27 protein-coding genes and 3 pseudogenes are annotated in these 25,689 nt (G+C 44.4%); 23 read left to right on the forward strand and 7 right to left on the reverse strand.

Going from position 1 to position 25,689, the window contains the following annotated elements; translation table 11 throughout:
- Positions 1-3: 3 nt before the first annotated feature.
- Together AACL30_RS16320 and AACL30_RS03370 are read right to left on the reverse strand one after the other, a co-directional pair.
- Positions 4-228: a group II intron maturase-specific domain-containing protein gene (locus AACL30_RS16320; protein WP_422389591.1), complete on the reverse strand. Its 225-nt coding sequence runs from the start codon at positions 226-228 to the stop codon at positions 4-6.
- A gap of 12 nt (positions 229-240) precedes the next feature.
- Complete coding sequence (locus AACL30_RS03370) at positions 241-1,116, reverse strand: IS982 family transposase (protein WP_339057813.1); 876 nt, start codon at positions 1,114-1,116, stop codon at positions 241-243.
- 752 nt (positions 1,117-1,868) lie between these two features.
- Between AACL30_RS03370 and AACL30_RS03375 the strand changes: the two genes are divergently transcribed.
- The 5 genes from AACL30_RS03375 to AACL30_RS03390 all read left to right on the forward strand — a co-directional run bounded on the left by AACL30_RS03375 (position 1,869) and on the right by AACL30_RS03390 (position 3,999).
- Positions 1,869-2,042, forward strand: a complete 174-nt coding sequence (locus AACL30_RS03375) for a transposase (protein ID WP_339057814.1) — start codon at positions 1,869-1,871, stop codon at positions 2,040-2,042.
- Positions 2,043-2,053: 11 nt separating this feature from the next.
- Complete coding sequence (locus AACL30_RS03380; RefSeq protein WP_339057048.1) at positions 2,054-2,176, forward strand: hypothetical protein; 123 nt, start codon at positions 2,054-2,056, stop codon at positions 2,174-2,176.
- An 11-nt stretch (positions 2,177-2,187) separates the two neighbouring features.
- The gene (locus tag AACL30_RS03385; RefSeq protein WP_339058386.1) at positions 2,188-3,039 is read left to right on the forward strand and encodes an IS3 family transposase; all 852 of its coding nucleotides are present in this window, start codon (positions 2,188-2,190) and stop codon (positions 3,037-3,039) included.
- A 235-nt stretch (positions 3,040-3,274) separates the two neighbouring features.
- Positions 3,275-3,577: a type II toxin-antitoxin system HigB family toxin gene (locus AACL30_RS16325; protein ID WP_407078949.1), complete on the forward strand. Its 303-nt coding sequence runs from the start codon at positions 3,275-3,277 to the stop codon at positions 3,575-3,577.
- Positions 3,574-3,999, forward strand: coding sequence for a helix-turn-helix domain-containing protein (locus tag AACL30_RS03390; protein WP_339057815.1), 426 nt, complete (start codon positions 3,574-3,576; stop codon positions 3,997-3,999). The genes AACL30_RS16325 and AACL30_RS03390 overlap by 4 nt, the downstream gene beginning before the upstream one ends.
- Positions 4,000-5,162: 1,163 nt before the next feature.
- Here the strand turns inward: AACL30_RS03390 and AACL30_RS03395 are convergent.
- Together AACL30_RS03395 and AACL30_RS03400 are read right to left on the reverse strand one after the other, a co-directional pair.
- Entirely contained in the window at positions 5,163-5,441 is a 279-nt protein-coding gene (locus AACL30_RS03395) for a helix-turn-helix transcriptional regulator (protein WP_339057816.1), read from the reverse strand.
- Between the two features lie 13 nt (positions 5,442-5,454).
- A complete protein-coding gene (locus AACL30_RS03400; RefSeq protein WP_339057817.1) occupies positions 5,455-6,207 on the reverse strand; it encodes a thioesterase domain-containing protein in 753 nt (250 codons plus the stop codon).
- A gap of 108 nt (positions 6,208-6,315) precedes the next feature.
- Here AACL30_RS03400 and AACL30_RS03405 point away from each other — a divergent pair.
- A protein-coding gene (locus tag AACL30_RS03405) for an IS5 family transposase (protein WP_339057818.1) occupies positions 6,316-7,139 on the forward strand; the annotation gives its coding sequence in 2 pieces (ribosomal slippage) (positions 6,316-6,703 and positions 6,703-7,139; 825 coding nt in all).
- A gap of 22 nt (positions 7,140-7,161) precedes the next feature.
- On the opposite strand, the pseudogene AACL30_RS03410 reads toward AACL30_RS03405, so the two are convergent.
- Positions 7,162-7,584, reverse strand: a pseudogene (locus AACL30_RS03410) (IS4 family transposase); the annotation flags it as partial.
- A gap of 35 nt (positions 7,585-7,619) precedes the next feature.
- A pseudogene (locus tag AACL30_RS03415) lies at positions 7,620-8,366 on the reverse strand (IS256 family transposase); the annotation flags it as partial.
- A gap of 66 nt (positions 8,367-8,432) precedes the next feature.
- Between AACL30_RS03415 and AACL30_RS03420 the strand changes: the two are divergent.
- Positions 8,433-8,738, forward strand: coding sequence for a transposase (locus AACL30_RS03420; protein WP_339057793.1), 306 nt, complete (start codon positions 8,433-8,435; stop codon positions 8,736-8,738).
- Positions 8,739-8,749: 11 nt separating this feature from the next.
- On the forward strand, positions 8,750-9,601 hold the full coding sequence (locus AACL30_RS03425) for an IS3 family transposase (protein WP_339058385.1): 852 nt from the start codon (positions 8,750-8,752) through the stop codon (positions 9,599-9,601).
- On the opposite strand, the gene AACL30_RS03430 is transcribed toward AACL30_RS03425, so the two are convergent.
- Positions 9,584-9,763 carry a hypothetical protein gene (locus AACL30_RS03430; protein WP_339057819.1) on the reverse strand — a complete coding sequence of 60 codons (180 nt, stop codon included), beginning with the start codon at positions 9,761-9,763 and terminating at the stop codon, positions 9,584-9,586. The genes AACL30_RS03425 and AACL30_RS03430 overlap by 18 nt on opposite strands.
- Between AACL30_RS03430 and istA (AACL30_RS03435) the strand changes: the two genes are divergently transcribed.
- From istA (AACL30_RS03435) to traI, 15 genes and pseudogenes are all read left to right on the forward strand, one after another.
- A complete protein-coding gene (istA, locus tag AACL30_RS03435) occupies positions 9,762-10,940 on the forward strand; it encodes an IS21 family transposase (RefSeq protein ID WP_339056344.1) in 1,179 nt (392 codons plus the stop codon). The genes AACL30_RS03430 and istA (AACL30_RS03435) overlap by 2 nt on opposite strands.
- A complete protein-coding gene (gene istB / locus AACL30_RS03440) occupies positions 10,937-11,734 on the forward strand; it encodes an IS21-like element helper ATPase IstB (protein ID WP_339058365.1) in 798 nt (265 codons plus the stop codon). Before istA (AACL30_RS03435) ends, istB (AACL30_RS03440) begins: the two co-directional genes overlap by 4 nt.
- Before the next feature lie 144 nt (positions 11,735-11,878).
- Entirely contained in the window at positions 11,879-12,703 is an 825-nt protein-coding gene (locus AACL30_RS03445; RefSeq protein WP_339057820.1) for a Fic family protein, read from the forward strand.
- A gap of 62 nt (positions 12,704-12,765) precedes the next feature.
- Positions 12,766-13,419: an IS21 family transposase gene (gene istA, locus AACL30_RS03450; protein ID WP_339057821.1), complete on the forward strand. Its 654-nt coding sequence runs from the start codon at positions 12,766-12,768 to the stop codon at positions 13,417-13,419.
- A 62-nt stretch (positions 13,420-13,481) separates the two neighbouring features.
- A complete protein-coding gene (gene istA / locus AACL30_RS03455; protein ID WP_339056344.1) occupies positions 13,482-14,660 on the forward strand; it encodes an IS21 family transposase in 1,179 nt (392 codons plus the stop codon).
- Positions 14,657-15,454 (forward strand): IS21-like element helper ATPase IstB, encoded by a 798-nt coding sequence (gene istB, locus AACL30_RS03460; protein WP_339058365.1) that lies wholly within the window; start codon positions 14,657-14,659, stop codon positions 15,452-15,454. The genes istA (AACL30_RS03455) and istB (AACL30_RS03460) overlap by 4 nt, the downstream gene beginning before the upstream one ends.
- Before the next feature lie 90 nt (positions 15,455-15,544).
- Positions 15,545-15,937, forward strand: a complete 393-nt coding sequence (locus AACL30_RS03465) for a hypothetical protein (RefSeq protein WP_339057822.1) — start codon at positions 15,545-15,547, stop codon at positions 15,935-15,937.
- Entirely contained in the window at positions 15,934-16,707 is a 774-nt protein-coding gene (gene istB, locus AACL30_RS03470) for an IS21-like element helper ATPase IstB (RefSeq protein WP_339057823.1), read from the forward strand. The genes AACL30_RS03465 and istB (AACL30_RS03470) overlap by 4 nt, the downstream gene beginning before the upstream one ends.
- Before the next feature lie 109 nt (positions 16,708-16,816).
- Entirely contained in the window at positions 16,817-16,945 is a 129-nt protein-coding gene (locus tag AACL30_RS03475) for a hypothetical protein (protein WP_339057824.1), read from the forward strand.
- Positions 16,946-17,653: 708 nt separating this feature from the next.
- On the forward strand, positions 17,654-17,875 hold the full coding sequence (locus AACL30_RS03480) for a TA system antitoxin ParD family protein (RefSeq protein ID WP_006707195.1): 222 nt from the start codon (positions 17,654-17,656) through the stop codon (positions 17,873-17,875).
- Entirely contained in the window at positions 17,875-18,162 is a 288-nt protein-coding gene (locus tag AACL30_RS03485; protein ID WP_176487252.1) for a type II toxin-antitoxin system RelE/ParE family toxin, read from the forward strand. The genes AACL30_RS03480 and AACL30_RS03485 overlap by 1 nt, the downstream gene beginning before the upstream one ends.
- Positions 18,163-18,196: 34 nt before the next feature.
- Positions 18,197-18,322: pseudogene (locus tag AACL30_RS03490) on the forward strand (DUF4158 domain-containing protein); the annotation flags it as partial.
- 307 nt (positions 18,323-18,629) lie between these two features.
- Complete coding sequence (locus AACL30_RS03495; RefSeq protein WP_339057825.1) at positions 18,630-18,857, forward strand: hypothetical protein; 228 nt, start codon at positions 18,630-18,632, stop codon at positions 18,855-18,857.
- A 75-nt stretch (positions 18,858-18,932) separates the two neighbouring features.
- Positions 18,933-21,026: a type IV conjugative transfer system coupling protein TraD gene (gene traD, locus AACL30_RS03500; RefSeq protein ID WP_339057826.1), complete on the forward strand. Its 2,094-nt coding sequence runs from the start codon at positions 18,933-18,935 to the stop codon at positions 21,024-21,026.
- The gene (traI, locus tag AACL30_RS03505) at positions 21,026-25,651 is read left to right on the forward strand and encodes a conjugative transfer relaxase/helicase TraI (RefSeq protein WP_339057827.1); all 4,626 of its coding nucleotides are present in this window, start codon (positions 21,026-21,028) and stop codon (positions 25,649-25,651) included. Before traD ends, traI begins: the two co-directional genes overlap by 1 nt.
- The last annotated feature ends 38 nt before the right edge of the window (positions 25,652-25,689 follow it).

Below are 25,689 nucleotides of genomic sequence, written 5' to 3' on the forward strand. Positions count from 1 at the left end.
GACCTATCTAGCTGGCGACACTTTCTGTACCGGGTAATATCTAATCTTATAGTCTGAATATAAACCTAATTTTTGATAAAACCCTTCCCTACTCCATCTCCCCCAGCCGAAGCCTTGCCGTCGACGCGCCTTCATTAAATGACGTCTCGCTTTCTTTTCTACCCAATCTTTAACGTAGGTAAAACATCGACTTGAGTTACCGATCCTATAATAACCTGAGTTCGGGATAAGCCGACTATTTTATAATGTGACGATATTTGAAGAATGCAGAGCTAATTTTGGTTTGGATGGAGTGAGGCAGTAAGCGACGATGCCGCCGAGTAAATTGACGATAAAATTCTGTGGTGAGCGGTGACGAGTATGCTCTATTTGGCACATATTCTTGAGTTGATCAAAAACAGTTTCAATCAATGAACGTTTACGCAAAATGGCATTATCAAACTCAGAGTGCTCGACGGGCTTCATGTTGCGACGAACTCGAGTGATCAAGGTAACCCCTTTTTCTTTCAGCTGCTGTAACAACGTTTTAGAAATATATCCTTTGTCTGCGTAAAGCGGGCCAAAAAGCCCTGTGACCAAGTCAGGAACGGGTTTTCTATCGTCACCATTACCACGGGTTAGACGAATACTGAGTAGTTCACCCCGATGATTGATAACGGCATGTAATTTAAAACCAAAAAACCAGCCAGTCGAGCTTTTCCCCCGTTCTGCCAAGTCTTGAAAAACGCGATGACGCTTGATACGTAGGTTATCGCAAACGGCAAGCGGTGTGGAGTCGACAATAGAGAGCCCTGAGCAGTCACCCTTAACCGTTTCAAAGAAGGCATAAAGCGCCATTGCACAGCGGGAAAGGAGCTCAATACAGCGTGAATAAGAGGGAAGCGTCGGAAACTCACCCCTAAGATGCTGACATACATGATGTAAATAAAATGATTTGAACTGGCGATAACGAATCTGATGAAATAATACCACTAGCGTCATCAGCTCCGCCAAAGAAAGAGAGGTGGCACGGATACGCTGCTTGGCGCCATCTGTTAAAAGCTGGGCATTCAATATGGGCTCAAATTTTTTACAAAAATCGTCCATTAAGCAATAAAGTTCGGTAATATCGTTCATGAGTGTCTCGCTATTTCGTGATTAATAATGTCCGCAAACATGATTATCTTGAAATACGAGGCACTTATCTATTCTTGTTCAAAAAGTTAGAGAAAATAAACGTCAATTCCTTATCCCGAATTCAGGTTAGATAGGTCACATAAGCTTTGGTATGAAGTTGTCAGGTAAGCGTAGTGCGGGAAAACCGCCTGCTGCGTTTGACGAGGCTTGCGCCTTGCAAGCGCATAGAGGACAGTAGTCTGAAATGACTACCTTGGTAAAGTCTAGCCAGCAGCCAGGAACCGAGTCTTGCGTGGTAAGTGGTAACGCTTACTGCGAAGCGTAGACAGGGAGATAACAGGCCGGAACCGAAAGTGAAGAGGATAAATAGCCCCGATATCGAACGTGCTGTGAAGTAGCCGACCCTATGCCTCGAAGGGGAAGGCAGAAATCCTACAATCGTATTGGTGAGAGTGTGGGATTGCTTCCGGGGTTCGTACCTACGGCATGTTATCGAAGGACTCTATGTGAACAAGGGAGATCCGGTAAGCTCAGGTGGGAGCCTGTAGAGCCAAACAAGCCTGAAAAGCAAGAATGGCTCGATGGTTTACCGGAAGTCGGACCGGTTGATAGTACTTGGAGATAGGGAGAGCCTATTACGTGGGGAAGCGACCGGCGGGATTTGGATTCTACTAGAGAAACATGTGTAATGGTCTAATGTTTCCGGACACTTTTGAAGAGCTGTAATAAACTGCAAATCAGAGGTGTATAAAATGAAAAGTAAAAAGAAGCCATCGACATTTACGCTGGAGTTTAAACAAGACGCAGCAAAGTTAGTCCTGGAAAAAGCGTATACGTGCAAACAAGCGTCAGAGAGTTTAGGGGTTTCATTAAGTGCGATAAAAAGCTGGGTCAAGGCTGAAAGGGGGGGGGAGTTTCCCCGGTAGGCTCTGAACAGGTGAGTCTTAGTTTGGCCGAGCGTGAAGAATTACTTCGTCTGCGCAAAGAGCGCAATAACTTGTTAATGGAGCGTGAAATATTAAAAAAAGCGGCGGTCTTCTTTGCGAAAGAAAACGGATAAGATTTCAGTTTATTCGTGAGCAAAAGAAGACCTACCCCGTGCGCTTGCTCTGTTATGTGATGAAAGTCAGTCGTAGTGCGTTTTATGAGTGGGCAGGAAAATCACATCAGGTAATCGCTTCTGCCTTGACGGCGCTGGAGCAAGAGGCGGTTAGACTATTTATAGACCATAAAAAGACGCTGGGTTCTAGAAGGTTAAAGGTAAAAATTAATGAATTAGGATTTTCAGTGGGTCGCTACAAAGTACGAAGCCTCATGAAAAAATTAGCGTTATTTGCCCGTTATCCAAAACGCCATAAGATAACAACGGACAGCGCTCATAATCATTCTATCGTACCCAACCTGTTGGCGCGGGAATTTACCGTTACTCAGAGAGAGGAGGTATGGACAACGGATATCACCTATGTTTGGACTTATGAAGGCTGGATGTATTTAGCGGTGGTGATGGACTTATACTCGCGCCAAATAATCGGTTGGGCAATGGCAGCCCACATGAAGACAGCACTGTGTGTACAAGCTCTCCAGATGGCTTACTGGCGCAGAAAACCTCCAAAAGGGTTGCTCCATCACTCAGATAGAGGCAGCCAATATACCCGCCATCAGTATCGTGCCCATTTGCAAGTGATGGGTGTGCAAGCCAGTATGAGTGGTAAAGGGCAATGTTGGGATAACGCACCAACAGAACGTTTTTTTCGGAGCTTGAAATATGAATACTTGAATTATGAAATACTTAAAACCCGTAATGATGCCAAGTTAGGGGGGCTGGATTATTTAGCCTATTACAATAGTAGAAGACCACATAGTCTACTCGCTTATTTTTCACCCATGGAATTTGAGCGTATACCTGTAATCAATTTGTCTTAAAAATGTGTCCGGTTTTACTTGACCACTACACATTTCATTGGCAGGGACTCAGGAGAAAACGGCACTGCTCAGGTATCAAGACCGTTGGCAAAGGCCACAAAGCAGTACCCACGACTAGCCACACCTCGACTCTACCCCTTTCGTCAAACGACCCCTACTGGCTTTCTTGTGTTCCCGCGTTTTTTAGGGTGGTGTTGTTATTGCGCAATATAGCAATATGCTATATTATCTTCCTATGCATATTCTTTCTAAGAAAGCGCTTGAAACCTTCTGGTTAAAGCATTCTGTCGCTAAATCGCCTTTAGAAGTTTGGTACCGGCTGGTTAGTACGTCCAGATTTGATACGTTTACTGATGTAAAAAAAACTTTTAATTCAGCTGATTACTTTTGTCCCTATACAATATTTGATGTAGGTGGAAATAATTTTCGGGTCATTACTATTATTCATTACAATCGGCAAAAACTTTATATTCGTGAAGTCTTTACTCATGCTGAATATAACCGTTGGAATAAGACACACAGGAGGAATAAATTATGAGCGCAGCCACGATTAATCCCACTGTTATTGGGTCTGCTTGGAAAGCTTTTCAAGATTTGTTACCTGTGAAACTAGGTACGATCCAGAGTAATACACAATATAAACAGGTTATCAGCTTAATGAACAGTCTGCTTGATGTTGTTGGCGACAATGAAAACCATGCACTGGCAGATTTTCTCGATCTTGTCAGTCAGCTTGTGGAGGACTATGAGAGTACTTTGCATTTGATCCCTGATGCATCCTCACATGAAGTGCTACGTTTTGTTATGGAACAAAATGGTCTGAATCAGACTGATTTAGCGGAAGAAATAGGGGGGCAGTCTGTGGTTAGCGACATCCTTAACGAGAAGAGGCGTATCAATGTGCGGCAGGCTAAATTGCTTGCGGTTCGGTTCGGTGTATCGCCTGCCGCTTTTCTGTAATTTGGTGAGCTAATCACTAGCGATTTCTATTTCTCCGTTATTGCGTACCCAATCAACATTGAATTCAGAATAAAATTCAACCATTTGATATAACGTTTTTCATTCGTTAGCGTTGATAATGGGTGTTATCCAAATAGCATTTGGTTTCAATAGCAATTTAACAAAAATTGTTAATCTAAACGAAAATAGAGTGAAATTTACTCTTTATTCATGTACAGTACATCTTCTTTTTCTGCTTAAAGTTATCGCAGGGCTGCAAAGAAGACCACTTGACACTTAAGTATGTCTTAGGCAGACAGCAAGTATTGAATATAGCGACTCGGGTAATGTGAATGACGTTTCCTACCGGAGCTAATGTACTTGTCTTATTGACGAAAGAAATCATTGTGGACTATATTCATCGTGCTAGAAAATTAGTCGTATATTAATATGATGGCTCAGGTAGGATAGCCGTAAGGCTCACCGGTTGATCAACTCGGTCTTTCAAATCTGCTTGGGTTATCACCCAAGATTGATTGTAACGATAGGGATTAAAAGAGTATTTTGCATACATCGGCTATTTTTATGGTTATAAAAATGCAGCCAGCAGTCAATATAGACCCAAGATAATTATTATCTTGGGCACGCAGATAACCGGGATGGTGAGTTTCTATCTCACCCTGCACTTTCTATTGTGGGTTTGCCCTACCACTTTTCAGTTTTAGATACCATTTTCTTTTGTGTAAACCGTTTCAGCAAATTAATTGTTGCCGAATAAAGGGGTTAATGGGTTTCTCCGGTTAGTCAATTTGGGGGATGGAGTGAGCGCATCGCTTCCCTGGTGTTGCTTTATTGTTGATAGCACATCACCCCATCCCCCAAATTGACTGTGTTGGAGATATCTTTGCACTTGACGTTGGTGATTCAAGAACGACTATCGTGGATAACCCATGCCATCAACATTAAATAAAAGAGTAAGCCGGCAGCCCATAGCAGTACGTCAACAACAATGGATTCATTCATCACAATGACCTCCCATTTCAGAAATGTTAAATCTGCAATATGATTTCTTGAATAATGAATATTAAGGATTGATGTTATTTTTACACTCTCCATTATGGAGATAGATATTGTTGTTGAAATGTGTTAGGGCTCAAATGATATTGAGCCCATTATTTGATTGCTTACTTTGTTCTGTGTTCGATAGTGCATCTTGTGAGAACGAAAATAAACAAACGAATTTGAAATACTGCCAGTAAGTTATTGATTGAATAAAAATCTAACTTAACTTTGATGTCTTCTAGTGTTTGTTTTATCGTTGAATAGCTAACAGAACGTAAATGAGCAATTTCACCTTGAGATAAACCAAGACAAAACAACATTGCTGTTTCAAATTGTGCTTGTGTTAATTCAGGGAACACCTGATGAAATTCAGAGACGTTAGTTAAGTCAAAAATTCTCATATTGCGCCCTCCATTACAGGCTTACGTCCTGCCCAAACAAGGCGTTTGTCCTTACTAAAGGTGACGGAGGGGGCTGGTTAATTGCCTGAGTGACAGCTTGACCAAGGGATGACACATGCACATCCATCATAGACAGATGGTCGCCAGGGACAGGAATAACATGTATTTTTTCAATCGGTAAAACCTTATCCCAATTTAGTAAAGGACTACTGGACTCTATATCACCTTCCTTATTTATCGGTTTATCTTGTGCGATAAAAAGATGGATCGGGATGGGTAGTGGAAAAACTGAATAATGTGTCAGTGCTTCTTCATGTGCTAACAAACGCGCAATATATTGCTGAATTTCTGTATCAGAACGATCAACAAAATACCAGGGCAATAAGCTTAATTCGCGACACTTTTTAAGCAGTGCATCGAAATTGAGCTGGTCAATCTTTTCTTTCAATTCGTTAAGGCTTTCATATTTTTGTTTGGAAGGTGCTCCATCTGACAAGCCAGCCTGCTTACTGTTTGTGTTTTGTCGTCTTTCATAAAACTCTTCGCATGACGCAAGTAGACAATCGTTTAGTAATGTATGCTTTGAGCGCCATTGATGTTTTCTAAGCGTATTATGATTAGGACAAAAGGTATCAAGTAAGCCAAGAAACTCAACATACTGGTTTTCGCCAATAAGTTGCATGGCAATTTCATAAGCCACAACACCACCCAAAGACCAACCGACGAGCCGATAAGACCCTTCAGACTGAACAGCGAATGGGAGCAATAGACTTCGTTGTCCATTGTAAAGTATTGACTTTAATACATTAGACCTCTTCGGAAACTAGCATTCATATAAGAATTTTGGTAAAACACTCCTGAACAAGGAGCCGCCATGAAATATGAAGTAATAAAAGTACTGGAAGAGGAAAAATTTCGTCGCTTAACGGGTGTTAAACGCAGTACATTTGAAAAGATGATAAAGATATTGAATGAAGCAGATAAGAGTAAGCAAGGGAAGGGAGGTCGGAAACCCAAGCTGAGTTTAGAAGATCGCTTATTAATGGCACTGGAGTATATACGAGAATATCGCACTTACTTTCATGTCAGCCAAAGCTATGGCGTGAGTGAGAACACATGCTATGAAACGATTAAATGGATAGAGAATACGTTAATAAAGCATCCTGATTTTGCCCTACCTGGACGCAAAGCTTTATTAAAAAGTGATAGGGAGTATGAGCTGGTTCTTATTGATGCCACAGAAACGCCGATTGAACGTCCCCAAAAAAACAAAAGCAGTTTTACTCAGGAAAAAAGAAACGACACACCTTAAAAACACAAGTGCTCGTTGATAAAAAAAGTAAAGCAGTCATCTGTACAAGCTTTACGAATGGGAGGCGCCATGATTTTAGGTTGTTCAAGGAGTCTGGTGTGCGAATACATCCTGACATCAAAACAGTTACCGATACAGGTTACCAAGGGCTTGGCAAGATTCATTCAAACTCGGCGTTGCCTAAGAAAAAGACAAAGAAAAATCCCTTAACAAAAGAAGATAAACGCAACAATCGTGCGTTATCAAGCCAGCGTGTATTAAACGAACATGTCATTGGTATGATTAAAAGATTTAAAATTGTATCAGACCGTTATCGAAACAGGCGAAAACGTTTTGGATTAAGATTTAATCTGATTGCTGCAATTTATAATATGGAAATTAGATAAATGATAGTTTCCGAAGAGGTCTATTGGTTAACAACATCCAGTTCATCGGCTCTTCTCCGAGGGGAGTCGATTTTTCTATCACAGACACAGCATGTAATTTTAAATCAGGAAGCTTTCTCGTTTTATGTTTAACATTATTTCGTGGCGGATTCATTGTAAAATGATTAAACCGGACTTCTAAAATCGCTGTCCTTTTGGCCTTATTGTTACGAGCAGGGAAGTTAATTTTGATTTCTCCCTGGCAAGGTGAACGACTCATCAACGCCAACAATTTTTCGCCGCTCTTTTTAGAATACTGCGATTTCTTATTTACTGTTCTATCTTGACGTGCTCTTACTACAAAGGGAAAGGAGTGAGTTGAAGCCACTTCAAACAAATCATAAATATCTGCTTCTCTATCACAAACAGTAACAACCTTATTTTTCTCTAACTCAGGATAATGGTTGAGCCTGTACAAGATTCTGTGTAACTGCCCACGCCTCATAAATACACTGATAACCGTTCAGGGTATTCGATCATAAAGTGATTGAGAGCCTGACGCCAGTTTGGTATCGGCATTGTCCACTTTTCTGATGCAGATTCTATTGCCAGATAAATCACTTTTAATGCAGACCTATCATGTGCAAATATTTTGCGTTTTTTTATGGCTTTACGTATCACACTATTGAGTGATTCTATCGCATTTGTTGTATAAATCACCTTGCGAATTTCATCGGGATAAGTAAAAAATGTGGATAGGTTATCCCAATTTCTGCGCCAAATTTGTACCACTGTTGGGTATTTTTCACCCCAGCGTCCTTCAAAACTATCAAGCTCTTGCAAAGCATTTTCTTCTGTAGCGGAACGGTAAATGAGTTTTAGGTCGGCACAGAGTGCTTTTCGATCTTTCCAACTGACGTATTTGACCGAATTACGGACTAAATGGACAATGCAAAGCTGGATTTTTGTCTCAGGATAGACCGTGTTGACAGCCTCAGGAAACCCGGTTAAACCATCCATACAAGCAATTAATATATCATTTAAGCCCCGATTCTTTAACTCGGTCAGAATCGATAACCAGGTCTTTGCTCCTTCCGTCTCCGCTATCCACAAGCCAAGGCATTCCTTATGTCCTTCCATATTGATGCCTAGCGCGATATAGACAGATTTATTGACAACCCGCTTATCCTGGTGAACTTTAACGACAATACAATCCAGATAAACAATCGGATACAGATTATCCAGTGGGTGTAATGGTCTACTGTTTCCGGACACTTCTAAAGACCGCGAGTAAAATGTCTCTAGGAGAAAAAAATGAACAATAAAATTAAGCAAGCGAAATACAGTCTGGATTTTAAACAAGACGCCGCAAATTTAGTCATGGAAAAAGAATATACCTGCCAACAGGCGGCAGCCAGTTTGGGTGTTTCGTTAAGTGCGATAAGACGCTGGGTCAAAGCTGAAAAGGGAACCCTATCCCGCGCAGGCTCTGAGCAAGCGAGTCTGAGTCTGGCCGAGCGTGAAGAATTAATTCGCCTGCGCAAAGAGCGCAATAACTTATTGATGGAGCGTGAAATTTTAAAAAAAGCGGCGGTCTTCTTTGCGAAAGAAAACGGATAAGATTTCAGTTTATTCGTGAGCAAAAGAAGACCTATCCAGTGCGCTTGTTATGTCGTGTGATGAAGGTCAGTCGCAGTGCTTTTTATGAATGGAAAAGAAAGTCCCCTCAGGTAACCTCTCCAGCCATGATGGCATTGGAGCGGACGACGGTTAGAATATTTAATGAGCATAAACAAACACTGGGTTCACGCAGGTTGAAACTGAAATTAAATCTGGCAGGCTTTCAGGTCGGTCGCTTTAAAACACGTCGTTTAATGGCTTCGCTATCATTAATCGCCCGTTATCCGAAGCGTTACCGGGTGACAACAGACAGTCAGCATAACCACACGATTGCCCCCAATCTGCTGGATCGGCAATTTACCGTGAACACACCCAATAAGGTGTGGACAACTGATATCACCTACATCCGTACCTATCAGGGTTGGCAGTATCTCGCTATCGTAATGGATTTATACTCACGCCAAATAGTTGGCTGGACCCTGGCAGCGCATATGCGGACTGAGCTCTGTTTAGCGGCTCTACAAATGGCGTATTGGCGTAGAAAACCCAATAAGGGGCTAATTCACCACTCAGATAGAGGCAGTCAGTACACCTGTCGTGAATACGGGCAGCATCTGTCGGTTAGGGGCATGCAGGCAAGCCACAGTAGAAAAGGCCAGTGCTGGGATAATGCCCCCACAGAGCGCTTCTTCCGCAGTCTGAAATATGAATATTTGCACTACGAAGTGCTGAAGGGGCACCATGATGCCAACCTAAGTGTGTTGGACTATTTGGCTTATTACAATAGTAAACGTCCCCACAGTGTACTGGGATATCTTTCTCCCATGGAGTTTGAGCGAATACCATTAATCAAGGTGTCTTAAAAAAGTGTCCGATTTTACTTGACCACTACATGGGCGACTACGCCAGGTGGTTACTCGTGTCAGCGCTAATGATAAAAGACCGTAAATTGCTAATTTAATTTGTCCACTCAAGCCAGAATGCAGTTTCCTTTGTGGTGACAAAGCCATGAGGGAAATAAGCATGCTAAGAAGAGAGGACCACTACATGATAAAACAACGCCATCAACAGGGGGCATTTATTGTTGATATTGCCCATCAGATAGGGTGTTCAGAAAAAACGGTGAGACGGCACATTAGCTATCCTGCGCCGCCAACAGCAAAACGCGGTAAAAAACAGGTTGCTAAACTCGAGCCCTTTAAAGACTACATCGATTCAAGGTTGAGTGAACAGGTTTGGAATGCGGCGGTTATTTTTGAGGAAATCCGTGAAAAAGGCTACCGGGGTGGGAGTGCGATGCTCCGACGTTATATACATCCCAAACGTCCGCTCAGGGCCTCGAAAAACACGGTACGCTTTGAAACCCTCCCCGGTTATCAACTTCAACACGATTGGGGAGAAATCATCGTTGAGGTGGCAGGCTCTGCCTGTACGGTTAATTTTGCCGTTAATACGCTCGGTTTTTCGCGTCGCTTTCATGTCTTTGCTGCCCCTAAGCAAGATGCTGAGCACACGTATGAATCGCTGGTTCGCAGCTTCAATTACTTCGGTGGCAGCGTAAAAAATGTCTTGGTAGATAACCAAAAAGCCGCTGTTATCAAACATGGACAAAATGGCCACATCGAGTTCAATGCGGGCTTCCTGCAACTGGCTAATCACTATGGGTTTAGCCCTCGCGCCTGTAAGCCTTATCGACCGCAAACGAAAGGCAAAACCGAACGGATGGTGGGCTATGTTAAACACAATTTTTTCACTCGCTACCGTCAGTTTGAGAGTTTCGCTCATGTTAATCAACTGCTAGCGATGTGGCTGGCGAAAGTGGCAGACCAGCGTCATCTTCGTCAATTCAAGCAGACACCGGAAAATCGTTTTGCTGAGGAAAAAATAGCCTTGATGCCACTCCCTGCGACTGATTTCGATACCAGCTACTTCGACCTACGACAAGTGGCATGGGACAGCTATATCGATGTCAGAGGTAATCGCTATAGCGTGCCTTCATTCTGGTGTGGTCGTGCGGTTAATATTCGTATCGGTTTAGATAATACGCTACGTATTTACGGCGATGAGCAACTGCTCGCGACGCATCTCTTGCAGGAGGTAACGCAGGGCTGGCAAAAGGTGCCAGAACATCATCAAGCCCTTTGGCAACAGGTCAATCGAGTAGCGTCTCGTTCGCTCAGTGTGTATGAGGAGCTACTCTGATGGAAATGGAAAACTTGTTGATACGGTTAAAAATGGATTACCTGGGCGATGCGTTGGAGAGTTTATGTGAAGAAGCCACCAAGAAAGCACTGAACTACCGTGAATTTCTCCAGCAGGCATTAGCCCAGGAATGGAACGGGCGTCACCAAAAAGGCTTGGAATCGCGGTTAAAACAAGCACGTTTGCCGTGGATAAAAACCTTGGAGCAATTTGACTTTACTTTCCAACCAAGTATAGACAGGAAAATTATCCGCGAGCTGGCGGGGCTGAGGTTTGTCGAACATCATGAAAACGTCATTTTGTTAGGCCCACCTGGGGTAGGGAAAACGCATTTGGCGATAGCGCTGGCTGTCAAGGCAGCTACAGCTGGGCATCGGGTATTGTTTATGCCTCTGGATAGACTCTGCTGTACCTTAATGAAGGCAAAGCAAGAAAACCGTCTGGAACGCCAACTTCAGCAACTGTGCTATGCCAGGGTATTAATACTGGATGAAATCGGGTATTTACCGATGAATCGCGAAGAAGCTAGCCTATTTTTCAGGTTATTGAGCCGTCGTTATGAAAAGGCGAGCATCATTCTCACATCAAATAAAAGTTTTACTGATTGGGGGGACGTATTCGGTGATCACATTTTAGCAACTGCGATTTTAGACAGGCTTTTACATCATTCAACCACATTGAATATTAAAGGAGAAAGCTACCGACTCAAAAATAAACGCAAAGCAGGCATGTTGCCTATAAAAACGACTGATATTATCCAGGCGCCTGGAATAGAAACCCAACAGGAAAATTAGCAAAAACTGGACATTTTAAAGTAGCAAAAAGTGGTCAATCTAAAGTAGCGTTGACACCATCACCATACGCACACCAGTAGGCTATCAGCGCGATTTTCTAGAAAGCTACCAACCCAATAAAACACGCTATCTGTCTGAGCCATTGTGTCGCCAATTAAAAAAATGGGGGATACCGGACAAGCTCAACTCCCTGCTGGAACTTATGGTCGTGAGATCCTGAACCGCTTATTGATCGATTTGTCGTGGGCATCGAGTCATCTGGAAGGAAATACCTATTCCCGTTTGGATACCCGACAATTGATCGAACAGGGCATGGTTTCTCAAGGTAAAGCGGCCATTGAAACGCAGATGATCCTGAATCACAAAGCAGCTATAGAGTTGTTAGTCGATAATGCAGCGACTATCCGCTTTAACCGTTATACCTTGCTCAATTTACACAGTACGTTGTCGGAAAATTTGCTGCCAAACCCTGCTGACGAAGGCCGGTTACGTCAACATGCTGTTGATATTGGCAAGAGTGTTTACCGCCCCCTTTCTGTACCCGCAAAAATCAGCGAGATACTTGACAAAGTGCTGAATAAGGCAAATCAGATCAGCGATCCGTTTGAACAATCATTCTTTGTTATGGTTCATCTGCCTTATCTCCAACCTTTTGCAGATGTGAATAAACACACCTCACGTCTGTTGGGCAACCTACCAATGATCCGCGCTAATTTATGCCCTCTGACCTTCATTGATGTACCTGAACAGGCGTACAGTCGTGCGGTTATTGGTGTCTATGAGATGACTCGCATCGAGTTGTTACGTGATCTGTATATCTGGGTCTATGAACGCTCCACACAGGAGTATTTAGCCATCAAACAGAATCTGTCCGAACCCGAGCCCTTACGGTTGATGTATAGAAATATTATTAATCAAACGGTGAGAGAAGCTGTTATCCAGCGAGTGTTACCAACAATGCAAAACTGAGCCAAGCCAACAATTGAAATCTGAGCCACTTGTTTTCACCATGGTGCCTTTTCGGAGGTACTTTGATTTCAAAAGAAGAACTCATGAAAATTCAGATTTTGTATAAACAGGGGCTGTCACAAAGAGCTATCGCCAGACAACTGGGCATCTCGCGTAATACCGTCAAGCGGTATTTGCACAGCAAGATGAATGAGCCAGTTTATAAATCACGTGATAAGTCGTCTTCATTGCTTGCTCCATTTAAGTCGTTTCTGCACTCCCGTATTGCACAAGCGAAACCGGTGTATCTCTCCGGTGTCGTGTTATTTAGGGAACTTAAAGAATTAGGCTATACCGGTAGCTTGTCGTTATTACGTCAGTATTTGTATCTGTATCGTGGCAAACCTACACCAGAGCCCATCGTGCGTTTTGAAACCGAAGCCGGCAAGCAAATGCAAGTCGACTGGGGTCAAATGCGGGGAGGTAAATCTCCCCTTCATGCCTTTATCGCTGTCTTGGGCTATAGCCGAGCGATGATGGTGATATTCACTGATAACATGCGATACGACACACTTGAGCACTGTCATCGACTCACCTTTGATTACTTCCAGGGCGTGCCCCGTGAAGTCTGGTACGACAATATGAAAACGGTGGTGGTGGAGCGTGATGCTTATGGTGAAGGCAAGCATAAGCTTATGTCAGCGCTAATGATAAAAGACCGTAAATTGCTAATTTAATTTGTCCACTCAAGCCAGAATGCAGTTTCCTTTGTGGTGACAAAGCCATGAGGGAAATAAGCATGCTAAGAAGAGAGGACCACTACATGATAAAACAACGCCATCAACAGGGGGCATTTATTGTTGATATTGCCCATCAGATAGGGTGTTCAGAAAAAACGGTGAGACGGCACATTAGCTATCCTGCGCCGCCAACAGCAAAACGCGGTAAAAAACAGGTTGCTAAACTCGAGCCCTTTAAAGACTACATCGATTCAAGGTTGAGTGAACAGGTTTGGAATGCGGCGGTTATTTTTGAGGAAATCCGTGAAAAAGGCTACCGGGGTGGGAGTGCGATGCTCCGACGTTATATACATCCCAAACGTCCGCTCAGGGCCTCGAAAAACACGGTACGCTTTGAAACCCTCCCCGGTTATCAACTTCAACACGATTGGGGAGAAATCATCGTTGAGGTGGCAGGCTCTGCCTGTACGGTTAATTTTGCCGTTAATACGCTCGGTTTTTCGCGTCGCTTTCATGTCTTTGCTGCCCCTAAGCAAGATGCTGAGCACACGTATGAATCGCTGGTTCGCAGCTTCAATTACTTCGGTGGCAGCGTAAAAAATGTCTTGGTAGATAACCAAAAAGCCGCTGTTATCAAACATGGACAAAATGGCCACATCGAGTTCAATGCGGGCTTCCTGCAACTGGCTAATCACTATGGGTTTAGCCCTCGCGCCTGTAAGCCTTATCGACCGCAAACGAAAGGCAAAACCGAACGGATGGTGGGCTATGTTAAACACAATTTTTTCACTCGCTACCGTCAGTTTGAGAGTTTCGCTCATGTTAATCAACTGCTAGCGATGTGGCTGGCGAAAGTGGCAGACCAGCGTCATCTTCGTCAATTCAAGCAGACACCGGAAAATCGTTTTGCTGAGGAAAAAATAGCCTTGATGCCACTCCCTGCGACTGATTTCGATACCAGCTACTTCGACCTACGACAAGTGGCATGGGACAGCTATATCGATGTCAGAGGTAATCGCTATAGCGTGCCTTCATTCTGGTGTGGTCGTGCGGTTAATATTCGTATCGGTTTAGATAATACGCTACGTATTTACGGCGATGAGCAACTGCTCGCGACGCATCTCTTGCAGGAGGTAACGCAGGGCTGGCAAAAGGTGCCAGAACATCATCAAGCCCTTTGGCAACAGGTCAATCGAGTAGCGTCTCGTTCGCTCAGTGTGTATGAGGAGCTACTCTGATGGAAATGGAAAACTTGTTGATACGGTTAAAAATGGATTACCTGGGCGATGCGTTGGAGAGTTTATGTGAAGAAGCCACCAAGAAAGCACTGAACTACCGTGAATTTCTCCAGCAGGCATTAGCCCAGGAATGGAACGGGCGTCACCAAAAAGGCTTGGAATCGCGGTTAAAACAAGCACGTTTGCCGTGGATAAAAACCTTGGAGCAATTTGACTTTACTTTCCAACCAAGTATAGACAGGAAAATTATCCGCGAGCTGGCGGGGCTGAGGTTTGTCGAACATCATGAAAACGTCATTTTGTTAGGCCCACCTGGGGTAGGGAAAACGCATTTGGCGATAGCGCTGGCTGTCAAGGCAGCTACAGCTGGGCATCGGGTATTGTTTATGCCTCTGGATAGACTCTGCTGTACCTTAATGAAGGCAAAGCAAGAAAACCGTCTGGAACGCCAACTTCAGCAACTGTGCTATGCCAGGGTATTAATACTGGATGAAATCGGGTATTTACCGATGAATCGCGAAGAAGCTAGCCTATTTTTCAGGTTATTGAGCCGTCGTTATGAAAAGGCGAGCATCATTCTCACATCAAATAAAAGTTTTACTGATTGGGGGGACGTATTCGGTGATCACATTTTAGCAACTGCGATTTTAGACAGGCTTTTACATCATTCAACCACATTGAATATTAAAGGAGAAAGCTATCGACTCAAAAATAAACGCAAAGCAGGCATGTTGCCTATAAAAACGACTGATATTATCCAGGCGCCTGGAATAGAAACCCAACAGGAAAATTAGCAAAAACTGGACATTTTAAAGTAGCAAAAAGTGGTCAATCTAAAGTAGCGTTGACAGCTTAATCAGGCGTTTTACCAGTTTGCAAAAAGTATGGGGTTTATCCCGAAGCTTTGCCATACCTATCGGCCACAAACCAAAGGCAAGGTTGAACGAATGGTACGCTATGTCCGGGATAATTTCTTTCGTCCACTCAATACCAAGTTATTGGCGTTGGGCCTGACACTCGATACTGACACTGCCAATGAGCACGTCACGCTATGGCTGGAAACGGTGGCACACCAGCGGATCCATGACACCACCAGAGAAAAACCGGCACTGCGGCTTATCGATGAACGTAAAGCACTACAGGTATTACCTCCGAAAATAGTACCGATAACGCCTTCGCTGACCAACAAGAGCGCATTAGCTTCTCTCAATGGGTTGAGTCAGCAACCACTGCATCATGCTCTGAGCGTGTATGACCAACTGATGGAGACGATATGAACCTGCAATTATCCCGTATTGGAGAACTTACCTCAGCGCTGCAACTGCCGGGGATTGATGCAAATGCCTGCGATTTAGCCCAGCAAGCGGCGCAACAAGAGTGGGATTACCTGACTTTCCTGGAGCAGGCTCTGCAGTGTGAGAAGCGTTCACGCCATCAACGTAAACAGCATATGTTCACCCGAATGGCTGGATTCCCCAGCCTGAAAACGCTGGAGGACTTTGATTTTACCTTCGCCACTGGAGTGCCAAAAAAACAGGTCATTGAGTTAGCATCGTTGTCATTTATTGAACGTCAGGAGAATGTGGTGATGTTGGGGCCATCAGGAGTGGGCAAGACCCATATCGCAATAGCACTGGGTTACAAAGCGGTACAGGCAGGAATCAAAACCCGTTTTATCAGTGCATCTGACTTAATTCTGCAACTGGCCACAGCGCAGCGACAAGACAACTATAAACAGGTCATGCAGCGCGCTGTACAGGCACCCAGGTTGCTAATTATCGATGAAATCGGCTATCTGCCTTTTACCGTACATGAAGCCAAATTGCTGTTTGATGTTATTGCCAAACGCTATGAAAAAGCTTCAGTGATATTAACGAGCAACTTGCCTTTTGGTCAGTGGGGACAAGTCTTTGCAAACGATACAGCACTCACCTCGGCCATGTTAGACCGGGTACTACACCACTCACATATCTTGCAAATCAAAGGAGAAAGCTATCGTATTAAAGAAAAGAAACAAGCCGGACTAATGGATAAACCCAAACAGTAGTGGATCACTTTTAGATTGTTGCTGTGGATCAGTTTTAGGCTGTTGTTGACAGCGAGGACAAGAGCCTCTTAAGGTTATTCGTCGTGCATTGGAAAAACAGGTGCCTGAAATGGATCGTGAAAATGTTGAATATCTGGTGATAGCCGAGCTGCGCAGATTACACGAAGGTGTATTGGTGCGTTACGGTTTAAGTCGCTCTGAATTTTCATTGTGGCAAGCGCAACAGTATGAGTTTTAATTCGTTATTGGACATGAGTCGCACCCGCCTATTCAGCTCAAACTGGCAATAAACGAATTGCATAAGCCTATCGCATTTTCGATCGGGTTAGAGAAATGTAATGAACGTATCCCAACCCTTTAACCAAGGGCAGGAGATTGAAGAGTTAAGGTGTGGATCCTCACAGATTTTCGGCATCATTGTGCCCACACGGGATGCACAGTGCTCCCAGAAACTGGAGAACCCACAAGATGAAATATACACCGGTTGGCGTAGATATCGCAAACCCTGTGATTCAGATTCACTTTATCGACGAGCACCGTGGTGAGGTAGTTGACAAGCTTTACTATTAGGCACAAGTATCTTCATTGAGGTAGCGAGTGAACAAACAGAGAAGAGTGCAACCCACTATCGTTTGCGTTGGTATGTTAGCTCATTGTCTTTAAACAGGGCGGGATTTCACTTTGTATTATTTATAACCAACAAGGTTGGTATTTAAGCATTTTATAAGCTAAGTCTTCTCAAAAGTTTAATTAACATACAAAAATTGAGCATTTTACAACCTAAATTAGGTTAATTAATAAGCTAAATCCCACCCTGGCCTTTAAATGCAGAACAAGACCAGTAGTAACAGATAATGGGTTGCGAAAAAATGACCTATTTTTATTCACGGGTTACAAAAGGTAGTATATTGTTGTATATTGATGCAATTAACATCAAGGAGGCGCTATGGCAATCCCATTGAAATTATCCAATGAACTAGTAGATATGGCCAGGCCGCGCGCCGTTGCTGAACATCGATCCATTCCAAAACAGATCGAATATTGGGCGCGTCTCGGGAAGGTGGTTGAGGATAATCCAGAACTACCCGTTCAATTTATCAAGAGCACGCTGCTCGCTACTGCTGAGGCAGATGCGGGTCAACTGTCTGAATACCACATTGGTGTGTGATGGCGTTGAAGATTCTTAGCACACCAACGTTTAATCGCGTTGTTAAAAAAATGCATGCACGCGATAAAAAAGTGGTCGATCAGGTTGTCATGGAGATTACTGCTGCTCCTACCATCGGTAAAGAAAAAAAAGGCGATTTAGCAGGCGTGTTTGTTTTCAAGTTCAAAATCAACAAACAGGAAACTTTACTGGCATATCGACTTTTGCCAGATAAAAAGAAACCGCAAGAGGTTGTCTTGCTTAACATTGGTTCTCATGAGAACTTTTACACCATCATGAAACGGTAAAACCCTCTGAAAGATCTATTAGACCTAGGATTTTGAAGTCCAAGATGAACTTATTCAGCACTACACTTTCAATGAATCTGATCTGTCGTTGATCCAACAACGCGGCGATGTAAACTGTCTTAATGTCGCGATGCAGTTGTGTTTGTTATGTTTTTCAGGTCAAGAGGTAACTGCCTGATACTATGGTGCCTACATTTCTATTGTAATGGATCGGGCGATAATTGCACATCAACGCAATGTGTTGGTTTATAGTGCGCCGAACGAAAAAAACACGCTGAGCACATCTATGATGAACGGGTATCTATAGACTTGTTGCCTAATAAAAAAGAACGTTTAATAGAAAGTCATGCGGGTGTTATTTTTATCATCATTATGATTGAGATACATCGACAAATAAAATTAATATGATCGATTTATTTATTTTTAAATGGAAATGAATTAACACAAAGCTCTTTGAAAGAAATTCAATGCCCAGTAAGACAGGGGATCATCACGAATCAGAAAAAATATATGCAGAAATAGCAAAGCTTATGGCTGAAACATCAAGGATAAATGCTGAACTTTCTAAACTAGATTTGGACAGCAAGAAAACAGAGGCAGAAACCACTAAATTATTTTGGTATCTCGTAGCCATTGCATCGGGTTTTGTTGGTGCGATTGCTGCTATCACAGCCATTATTATTAAGTTAGTGTAAATTAACTCTCCGTAGGCGAGGTATCATTTTTTTAATTTATTTCTGCGTCCAATTCTGCTTTACATTGAGAAAATAATGCGCCTGAATCTTCGTCATTTAACGCAGGGCGGGCAGGTCGCTTTTATGCGTCTGCGCATGTTCCTGCAAATAAATAACCTCATTTCTTATTATATGATCATGTCATTTATGGTCATAACCCTAGTGACACTATTTATTCGAGTGAGTACGCAAAATAGTATAAATGGTTTGATGTATTGGTATGCATGGAGTATCCATCCTCTACTAAAAAATAGCGTCAACCCGACTCGTTATACGTTGAATTATTATGGCAAGAAGCTGAGCTATACGACGGATCAGATAATTAATGACGCCTACACCGCTTATTGTGGTCAATTGTTAAAACAGGAATTAATCATTTCTGCATTAATTTCCATGATAGTGGTTTTTCTTGTGGCGTTATTTTTCTATTGCTATTTAGGGCGCACAGGTCGCAAGCAAAGTGAGGATGAAATTACCGGAGGACGGGTATTAAATAATGATCCTAAAGCGGTTGCCCGTTTGATGAGAAAACGCGGGCAGGCGTCGGATATCAAGATTGGCTCTCTGCCGATCAAAAAAGACAGTGAAACGCAAAATTTTGGTCTGCATGGCACCGTTGGCTCCGGTAAATCTACCCTGATCAGGAAGTTTTTATCGTTGCTACGTGAACGGGGTGATTTGGTTATTATTTATGATAAGGGCTGCACTTTTATTGATAAATATTACGATGAATCGAAAGATATCCTGTTAAATCCGCTGGATAAACGCTGTGCCAACTGGGACATGTGGGAAGAATGTCAAACCCTGCCCGATTTGGAAACCGTCTCTAACACACTGATCCCAATGGGTTCATCTGAAGATCCTTTCTGGCAAGGCTCTGCCAGAACCATTTTCGCTGAGGCGGCACAGCGTATGCGCCAAGATAAAGGCCGTAGCTATAATAAATTTCTCCGCACGTTGCTTGCGATTAAACTCGATAAATTGCGCGAATTTTTAGCCGGTACACCGGCATCAGCGCTGATTGACAGTAAGATTGAAAAAACCGCCATCTCTATCCGTAGTGTACTGACCAATTATGTTAAGGCGATGCGTTATTTGCAGGGTATCGAACGTAGTGGCCAGCCAAAGTTTACTATCCGCCAGTGGATGCAAGGTGTTAAAGATGGCGGCAAGAATGGCTGGTTATTCGTAACCTCCCATCAGAATCATTATGAATCGTTAAAACCCGTCATTTCGATGTGGCTTGGCATAGCCGCCAACAGCTTGCTTTCGATGGGAGAAAACCGCCAGCGCCGTGTTTGGTTTTTTATCGATGAATTACCCTCTTTGCATAAACTCCCCAGCCTGCCTTATATCATCGCAGAAGCACGTAAATTTGGTGGATGCTTTGCCTTGGGATTCCAGTCTTACCCGCAACTGGAAGAAATTTATGGCAGCAAATTTGCCGAAGCGATGTTTGATCTGCTGAACACCAAATATTTTTTCCGCTCACCCAGCGCACAAGTGGCAAAGTTTGTTGAGGAAGATATTGGCGAAACGGTAAAGAAAAAATTCTCCGAGCAGACCAGTTTTGGTGCCGAACAAGTGCGGGACGGGATCTCGTTTGGCAAAGATGAACAGCGCGTGAATATTGTCAGCTATACCGATGTGCAGATGCTGGAAGATTTAACATGTTTTGTCACCCTACCAGGCCATTATCCTGTGGTCAGAATGTCACTCAAGTACCAAAAATTAGCTAACGTGGCCGAGCCATGGGTACTACGCAATGTTGAATCTAGTCTTGATCCGCACGTTGAAAGTGAACTGGAGCAACGTAGTGAGGAAGCCAGTCAGGCGTTGGATTTACTTTTTTCTCATGAGAACTCAGCCCCACAGAAATACACAGCCAAGGCTAAATCTACCGCTAAACCAACAGCGACAGACAGCACCACTGCTGGAGGCGGTCGAGAAGATCCGCTAGCGATGAAACCCATACCCAACGTCGGTGAATGTGGTGATATCAGGGATGATGCAAGAGATGGGCAATATACCCAACCATTGCAAACCAGAAAATCGACACGCAAGGAGGAAGTCAATATCAACCCACGCCGCGCCGATCACGCAATAGATGAGCCCGGGGAATACTTTTGATGATGAGTATTAGCCCGATAGCGGGTAACGCGAGTTATTATGCTAGTCAGGATAATTATTACGTATTAGGTAGTTTAGGCTCTCGCTGGATGGGAGAAGGAGCCAAGATGCTCGGCTTGTCTGGGCAGATAAAAGATACGGTGCTTGATCAGATTAAACAGGGGATATTACCCAATGGTATCCAGATTTCTCGTAAGGTAAAGGGTAAAGAAACCCACCGAACCGGTTATGATCTCACCTTTTCCGCCCCCAAAAGTGTCTCTGTATTGGCATTAATCGGCGGTGATCAGCGTTTTATTGAGGCACACAATGCCGCTGTCTCTGTTGCCATGCAGGAAGTTGAGGCACTGTCCAGTGCTCGCATCACTAAAGATAAAAAAACAGCTACTGTACTGACCGGCAATATTGTCGCCGCTCTCTACCATCATGATACGTCTCGTGATCTTGATCCCCAGTTACATACCCATGCGTTGGTATTGAATGCGACTCATGCTGAAGGCAAATGGCGTGCGCTAGCCAGTGACACTAAAATGAAAACCGGTTTTTCAGAAACCGTGATGGTCAATCAAGTGGCGTTGGGAAAGATTTATCGCCATTCATTGCGTCACGCTGTCGAAAAAATGGGCTATAAAACGCATGAAACGGGCAAAAATGGTCTATGGGAAATGGAAGGTGTCCCTGTAACGCCTTTTTCGCAACGTAGCCAAACCCTCCGTGAGACAGTAGAGAATGACGCCTCGCTGCGTACCCGTGATATTGCAGTACTCAATACCCGCAAAGCTAAAGTTGCCTCCGATCCCCTGATCCTGGTGGCGGAATGGAAAGCACGTCTGCAAGAAACCGGCTTTCATCTCGCTGATTTTATAAACCGAACCAAAGCCTATCAACAAGAGAAACAAACGGCCAGTATGCAGGAAAACAAAACCATAACCAACGATATCTCTCAGGCAGTTAACCACTCGATTTCCCTATTGAGTGACAGCAAAGTGCAATTCACTTATTCCGATTTGCTGGCTAAGACCGTAGGGCAGCTACCGGCAGAGCCAGGTGTATTCGAGCGGGTGCGTCAAGGTATTGAAGCAGCGATTGAACAACAGCGGGTGATCCCACTGGATAAAGAAAAAGGCATTTTTACCTCAGATATTCACTTGCTTAATGAACTAAGTCTACATCAGCTGGCTAAAACGACTCTGCGGGAAAATCGGGTACTGTCATTTCCTGAACGGGCACAAGTGCGAGAACGCCCCTATGTCGATGCTTATTCAGTACTGGCACAGGACAAACCTCCAGTGGCGATCTTGTCTGGACAAGGGGGAGCTGCCGTTCAGCGCGAGCGTATCAAGGATGCAGTGATGATGACCCTCTCTCAAGGAAGAGAGGTGAAGATCTTGGCGGCAGACCGAGGCAGTGGTGCTTGGTTAGCGCAGGAAAAACACCTTGCCGGACAAGTGATAGCACGTAGCCAGCTTACAGGTGAACTCACCTTACTACCACAAAGTACCCTGGTCATCGACCAAGCCGAAAAATTGACACTGAAAGAAACACTGTTGTTACTGGAAAAGGGGCAAGAACAGCGCGTCCAGCTGCTGTTTATGAACAGTGAGAAACGTCCTGGAACAGGCAATGCGCTATCGGTACTGAAAGAAGCGGGTGTCCCCCACTATCAGCTTTACGGCAGCCAGCCATTAGCCACTGTTGTTGTCAGTGAAAGCGATAAGCGTATCCGTTATGAAGCCCTGGCTTCAGCCTATGCAGAAATGAAATGGGCAAAAACAGCGGTGGTTACTCAGGTTAACGGGCAACGGGAGCAGGCAGCGCTTACCGCAGCGATACGCACCCAATTGAAGGCATCCGGTCAACTGGATAAAGTCGATACCACAATATCAGTACTACAACCGGTTTGGTTGGACAGCAAAAGCCGCCATCAGCGTGAAAATTATCGCGCCGGGATGATGATGGAGCAGTGGGATAATGAAAAGAAAGCGATGCACCGCTATCAGATAGACAAGGTGATAGACAACAGCAATACCCTGCGGTTAATCAGTGAAACCGGCCAGGTGCGTGCCGAAAAAATTAACAAGCTGGACAGCAGTTGGAGCCTGTTTGCACAAAAACAAATAGCAGTTGCGGTCGGAGAACAGCTCAAAGCGGTTGGGCGAGAAATGAAAGGGAAAATAAAAGCCCATGAAGCACTGAAAGTCACCGCCATCAGCAAAACGGGTGTGACGGTAGAAAGCCAGGGCAAAAACTTCACATTGGACAGATCACGCGCCCTCAAACTTTCAACCGATTATGTTGAAAGCCTGGGCGCCAGCGTCAGTGACAAAAATCAGATATTGGCTGCCATCAGCGCGCGTGATTTAAATGCCGCGACACTGAATCAACTGGCGAGAAGTGGTGATAAAGCAACGCTGTACACCGCAATGCCGTTAGATCGTGCAGAAAAACGCTTGATCAGTCATCCTCATTATCGTTTAGCCAGCGAACAGGTAAAAACACAAGCGGGTACGGATAATCTGGATAAAGCTATCAGCCAGAACAGGGAAAATTTATTATCGCCGGTACAGCAATCGGTGGCATTAGGATTGAGTCGTGCTCAAACGCAGGGGATCGATTTCTCAGCCCTAACGCTCATTTCAGCGTCCCTGGGATGGTCGCCTAACGTGACGGTTAACCAGATTAAAGCTGAAATCGAGCAGCAAAAAAAGCAAGGCGATCTGATCAATATAAACTCAATTTCTGATACCGAGCGGCTGGTGCCGCGTGTGACTTATGAGAGGGAGAAATCCATCATTCGCACCATCGCTCAGGGAAAGAATGCCGTTACACCGCTCATGGCGTCTATTCCACCGCAATACCTGGAGGGGTTGACTGACGGCCAGAAAGCAGCAACCTGCATGATCTTGAAAAGTTCCGATCAGTTTCTGGCTATCCAGGGGTTTGCGGGTACAGGGAAAACCACTCAGTTTAAAGCGGTGATGGCCGCTATGGGGAGCTTACCGGAAAACCAGCGCCCACAAGTGATGGGTCTCGCCCCGACACACCGTGCCGTTCATGAAATGCAAGGAGCCGGTATTCTGTCACAAACACTGGCTTCCTTTCTCAGTGAAGCACGTCAACAAGCATTAGCCGGTGAAACGCCAGATTATCACAATACGGTATTTATCATTGATGAGTCTTCGATGATGGGGAACCGGGATATGGCCGAGTTGTATCAGCAGATCAGCCGTGGTCACGGACGGGCGATTAGCAGCGGAGATAGCGCCCAACTACAGGCGATTGAGCCCGGCCAGCCCTTTAAGTTGATGCAACAACGCAGCGCCAGTGACATCGCAATAATGAAAGACATCGTACGCCAGACACCGGCATTAAAACCCGCTATTTACAGCATGATTGAGGGAAATACCCGTGACGCTTTAAACCGAATAGAAACAGTGACACCTGACCGCATTCCCCGCCAGCCACAGGCATGGACACCCACTGCATCGGTGATGGAATTTAAAAAAGAGCAGGTAAAACAGACAAACACAGTATCACAGCAGAAAAACCGCGATGCGCCAACTGACATAATTAGCGCTATCAGTCAGGATTATAGCGGACGTACTGTTGATGCCAGAAACAATACACTCATCGTGGCGCATCTAAACGAAGATCGCTGCGCCATTAACGCGCAAATTCACCATCAACTCCAGGCGGCGGGAGAGCTTGGCAATACAGAATCTGTATTATCTATTCTGGAGCCGGTGCGCACATTGCATAATGAATTACGCCGTGCTGCGAGCTTTTCTCCCCATATCGACAAGATCGCACTGATAAACAGCCAGTATTACACGGTGGCCAGGATAGATGATAAAGCCGGTATCGTGACACTGCGTGATAGCGAAGGAAAAGCGCAGCTGATATCAAATTTTGAGAACAGCACGCAGGCTATTGCGCTGTATAAACCGCGAGAAATTCTTGTCAGTACTGGCGACAAGTTACGTTTTACCCGCAGTGATAATGATAGAGGCTATGTGGCTAATAGTCTCTGGCAAGTGAGCAAAATAGACAGTAACGGCAGCATCACGCTCACTCACGGCGAACACAACAAGCGCCTGGATCCAAAGCAAGCTATTGAAGATCGCCATATTGATCTTGCCTATGCCGTCACCTCTTACGGTGCACAGGGTGCCAGTTCCCGCTATGTTATTACGCTGGAAGGAACAGAAGGGAGCAGGAAAAATAGGGCGACCCGGGAGGGAGGTTATGTGACACTCTCTCGCGCAAAAGAACATGTACAGGTGTATACCGACGACCGAGAGAAATGGTTGAGGGCACTAGAACATCAAAAAAAGTACCCTACAGCCCATGATTTACTGCACGGTGCTAATGATAAAGCCGCTCAGATTGCAGAGCAATTGATAGCCAGCGCTACACCCATGCAAAATACCGCGCTGGGACGTAAATTATTACAAACACGTGGCCTGGGATCGGGAGAATCAATGGCAAAATTTATTGCGCCAGGGCGTAAATATCCCACCCCCCATATAGCATTGCCGGTATGGGACAGTAACGGTAAACGCGCCGGTGTTTACCTGGATGAAATCCGACTGCAACAAGAAGGAAGTATGTCAACGCTACTTTAGATTGACCACTTTTTGCTACTTTAAAATGTCCAGTTTTT

It is taken from the genome of Candidatus Regiella endosymbiont of Tuberolachnus salignus (genome assembly GCF_964020115.1).
GTDB lineage: Bacteria > Pseudomonadota > Gammaproteobacteria > Enterobacterales > Enterobacteriaceae > Regiella > Regiella insecticola.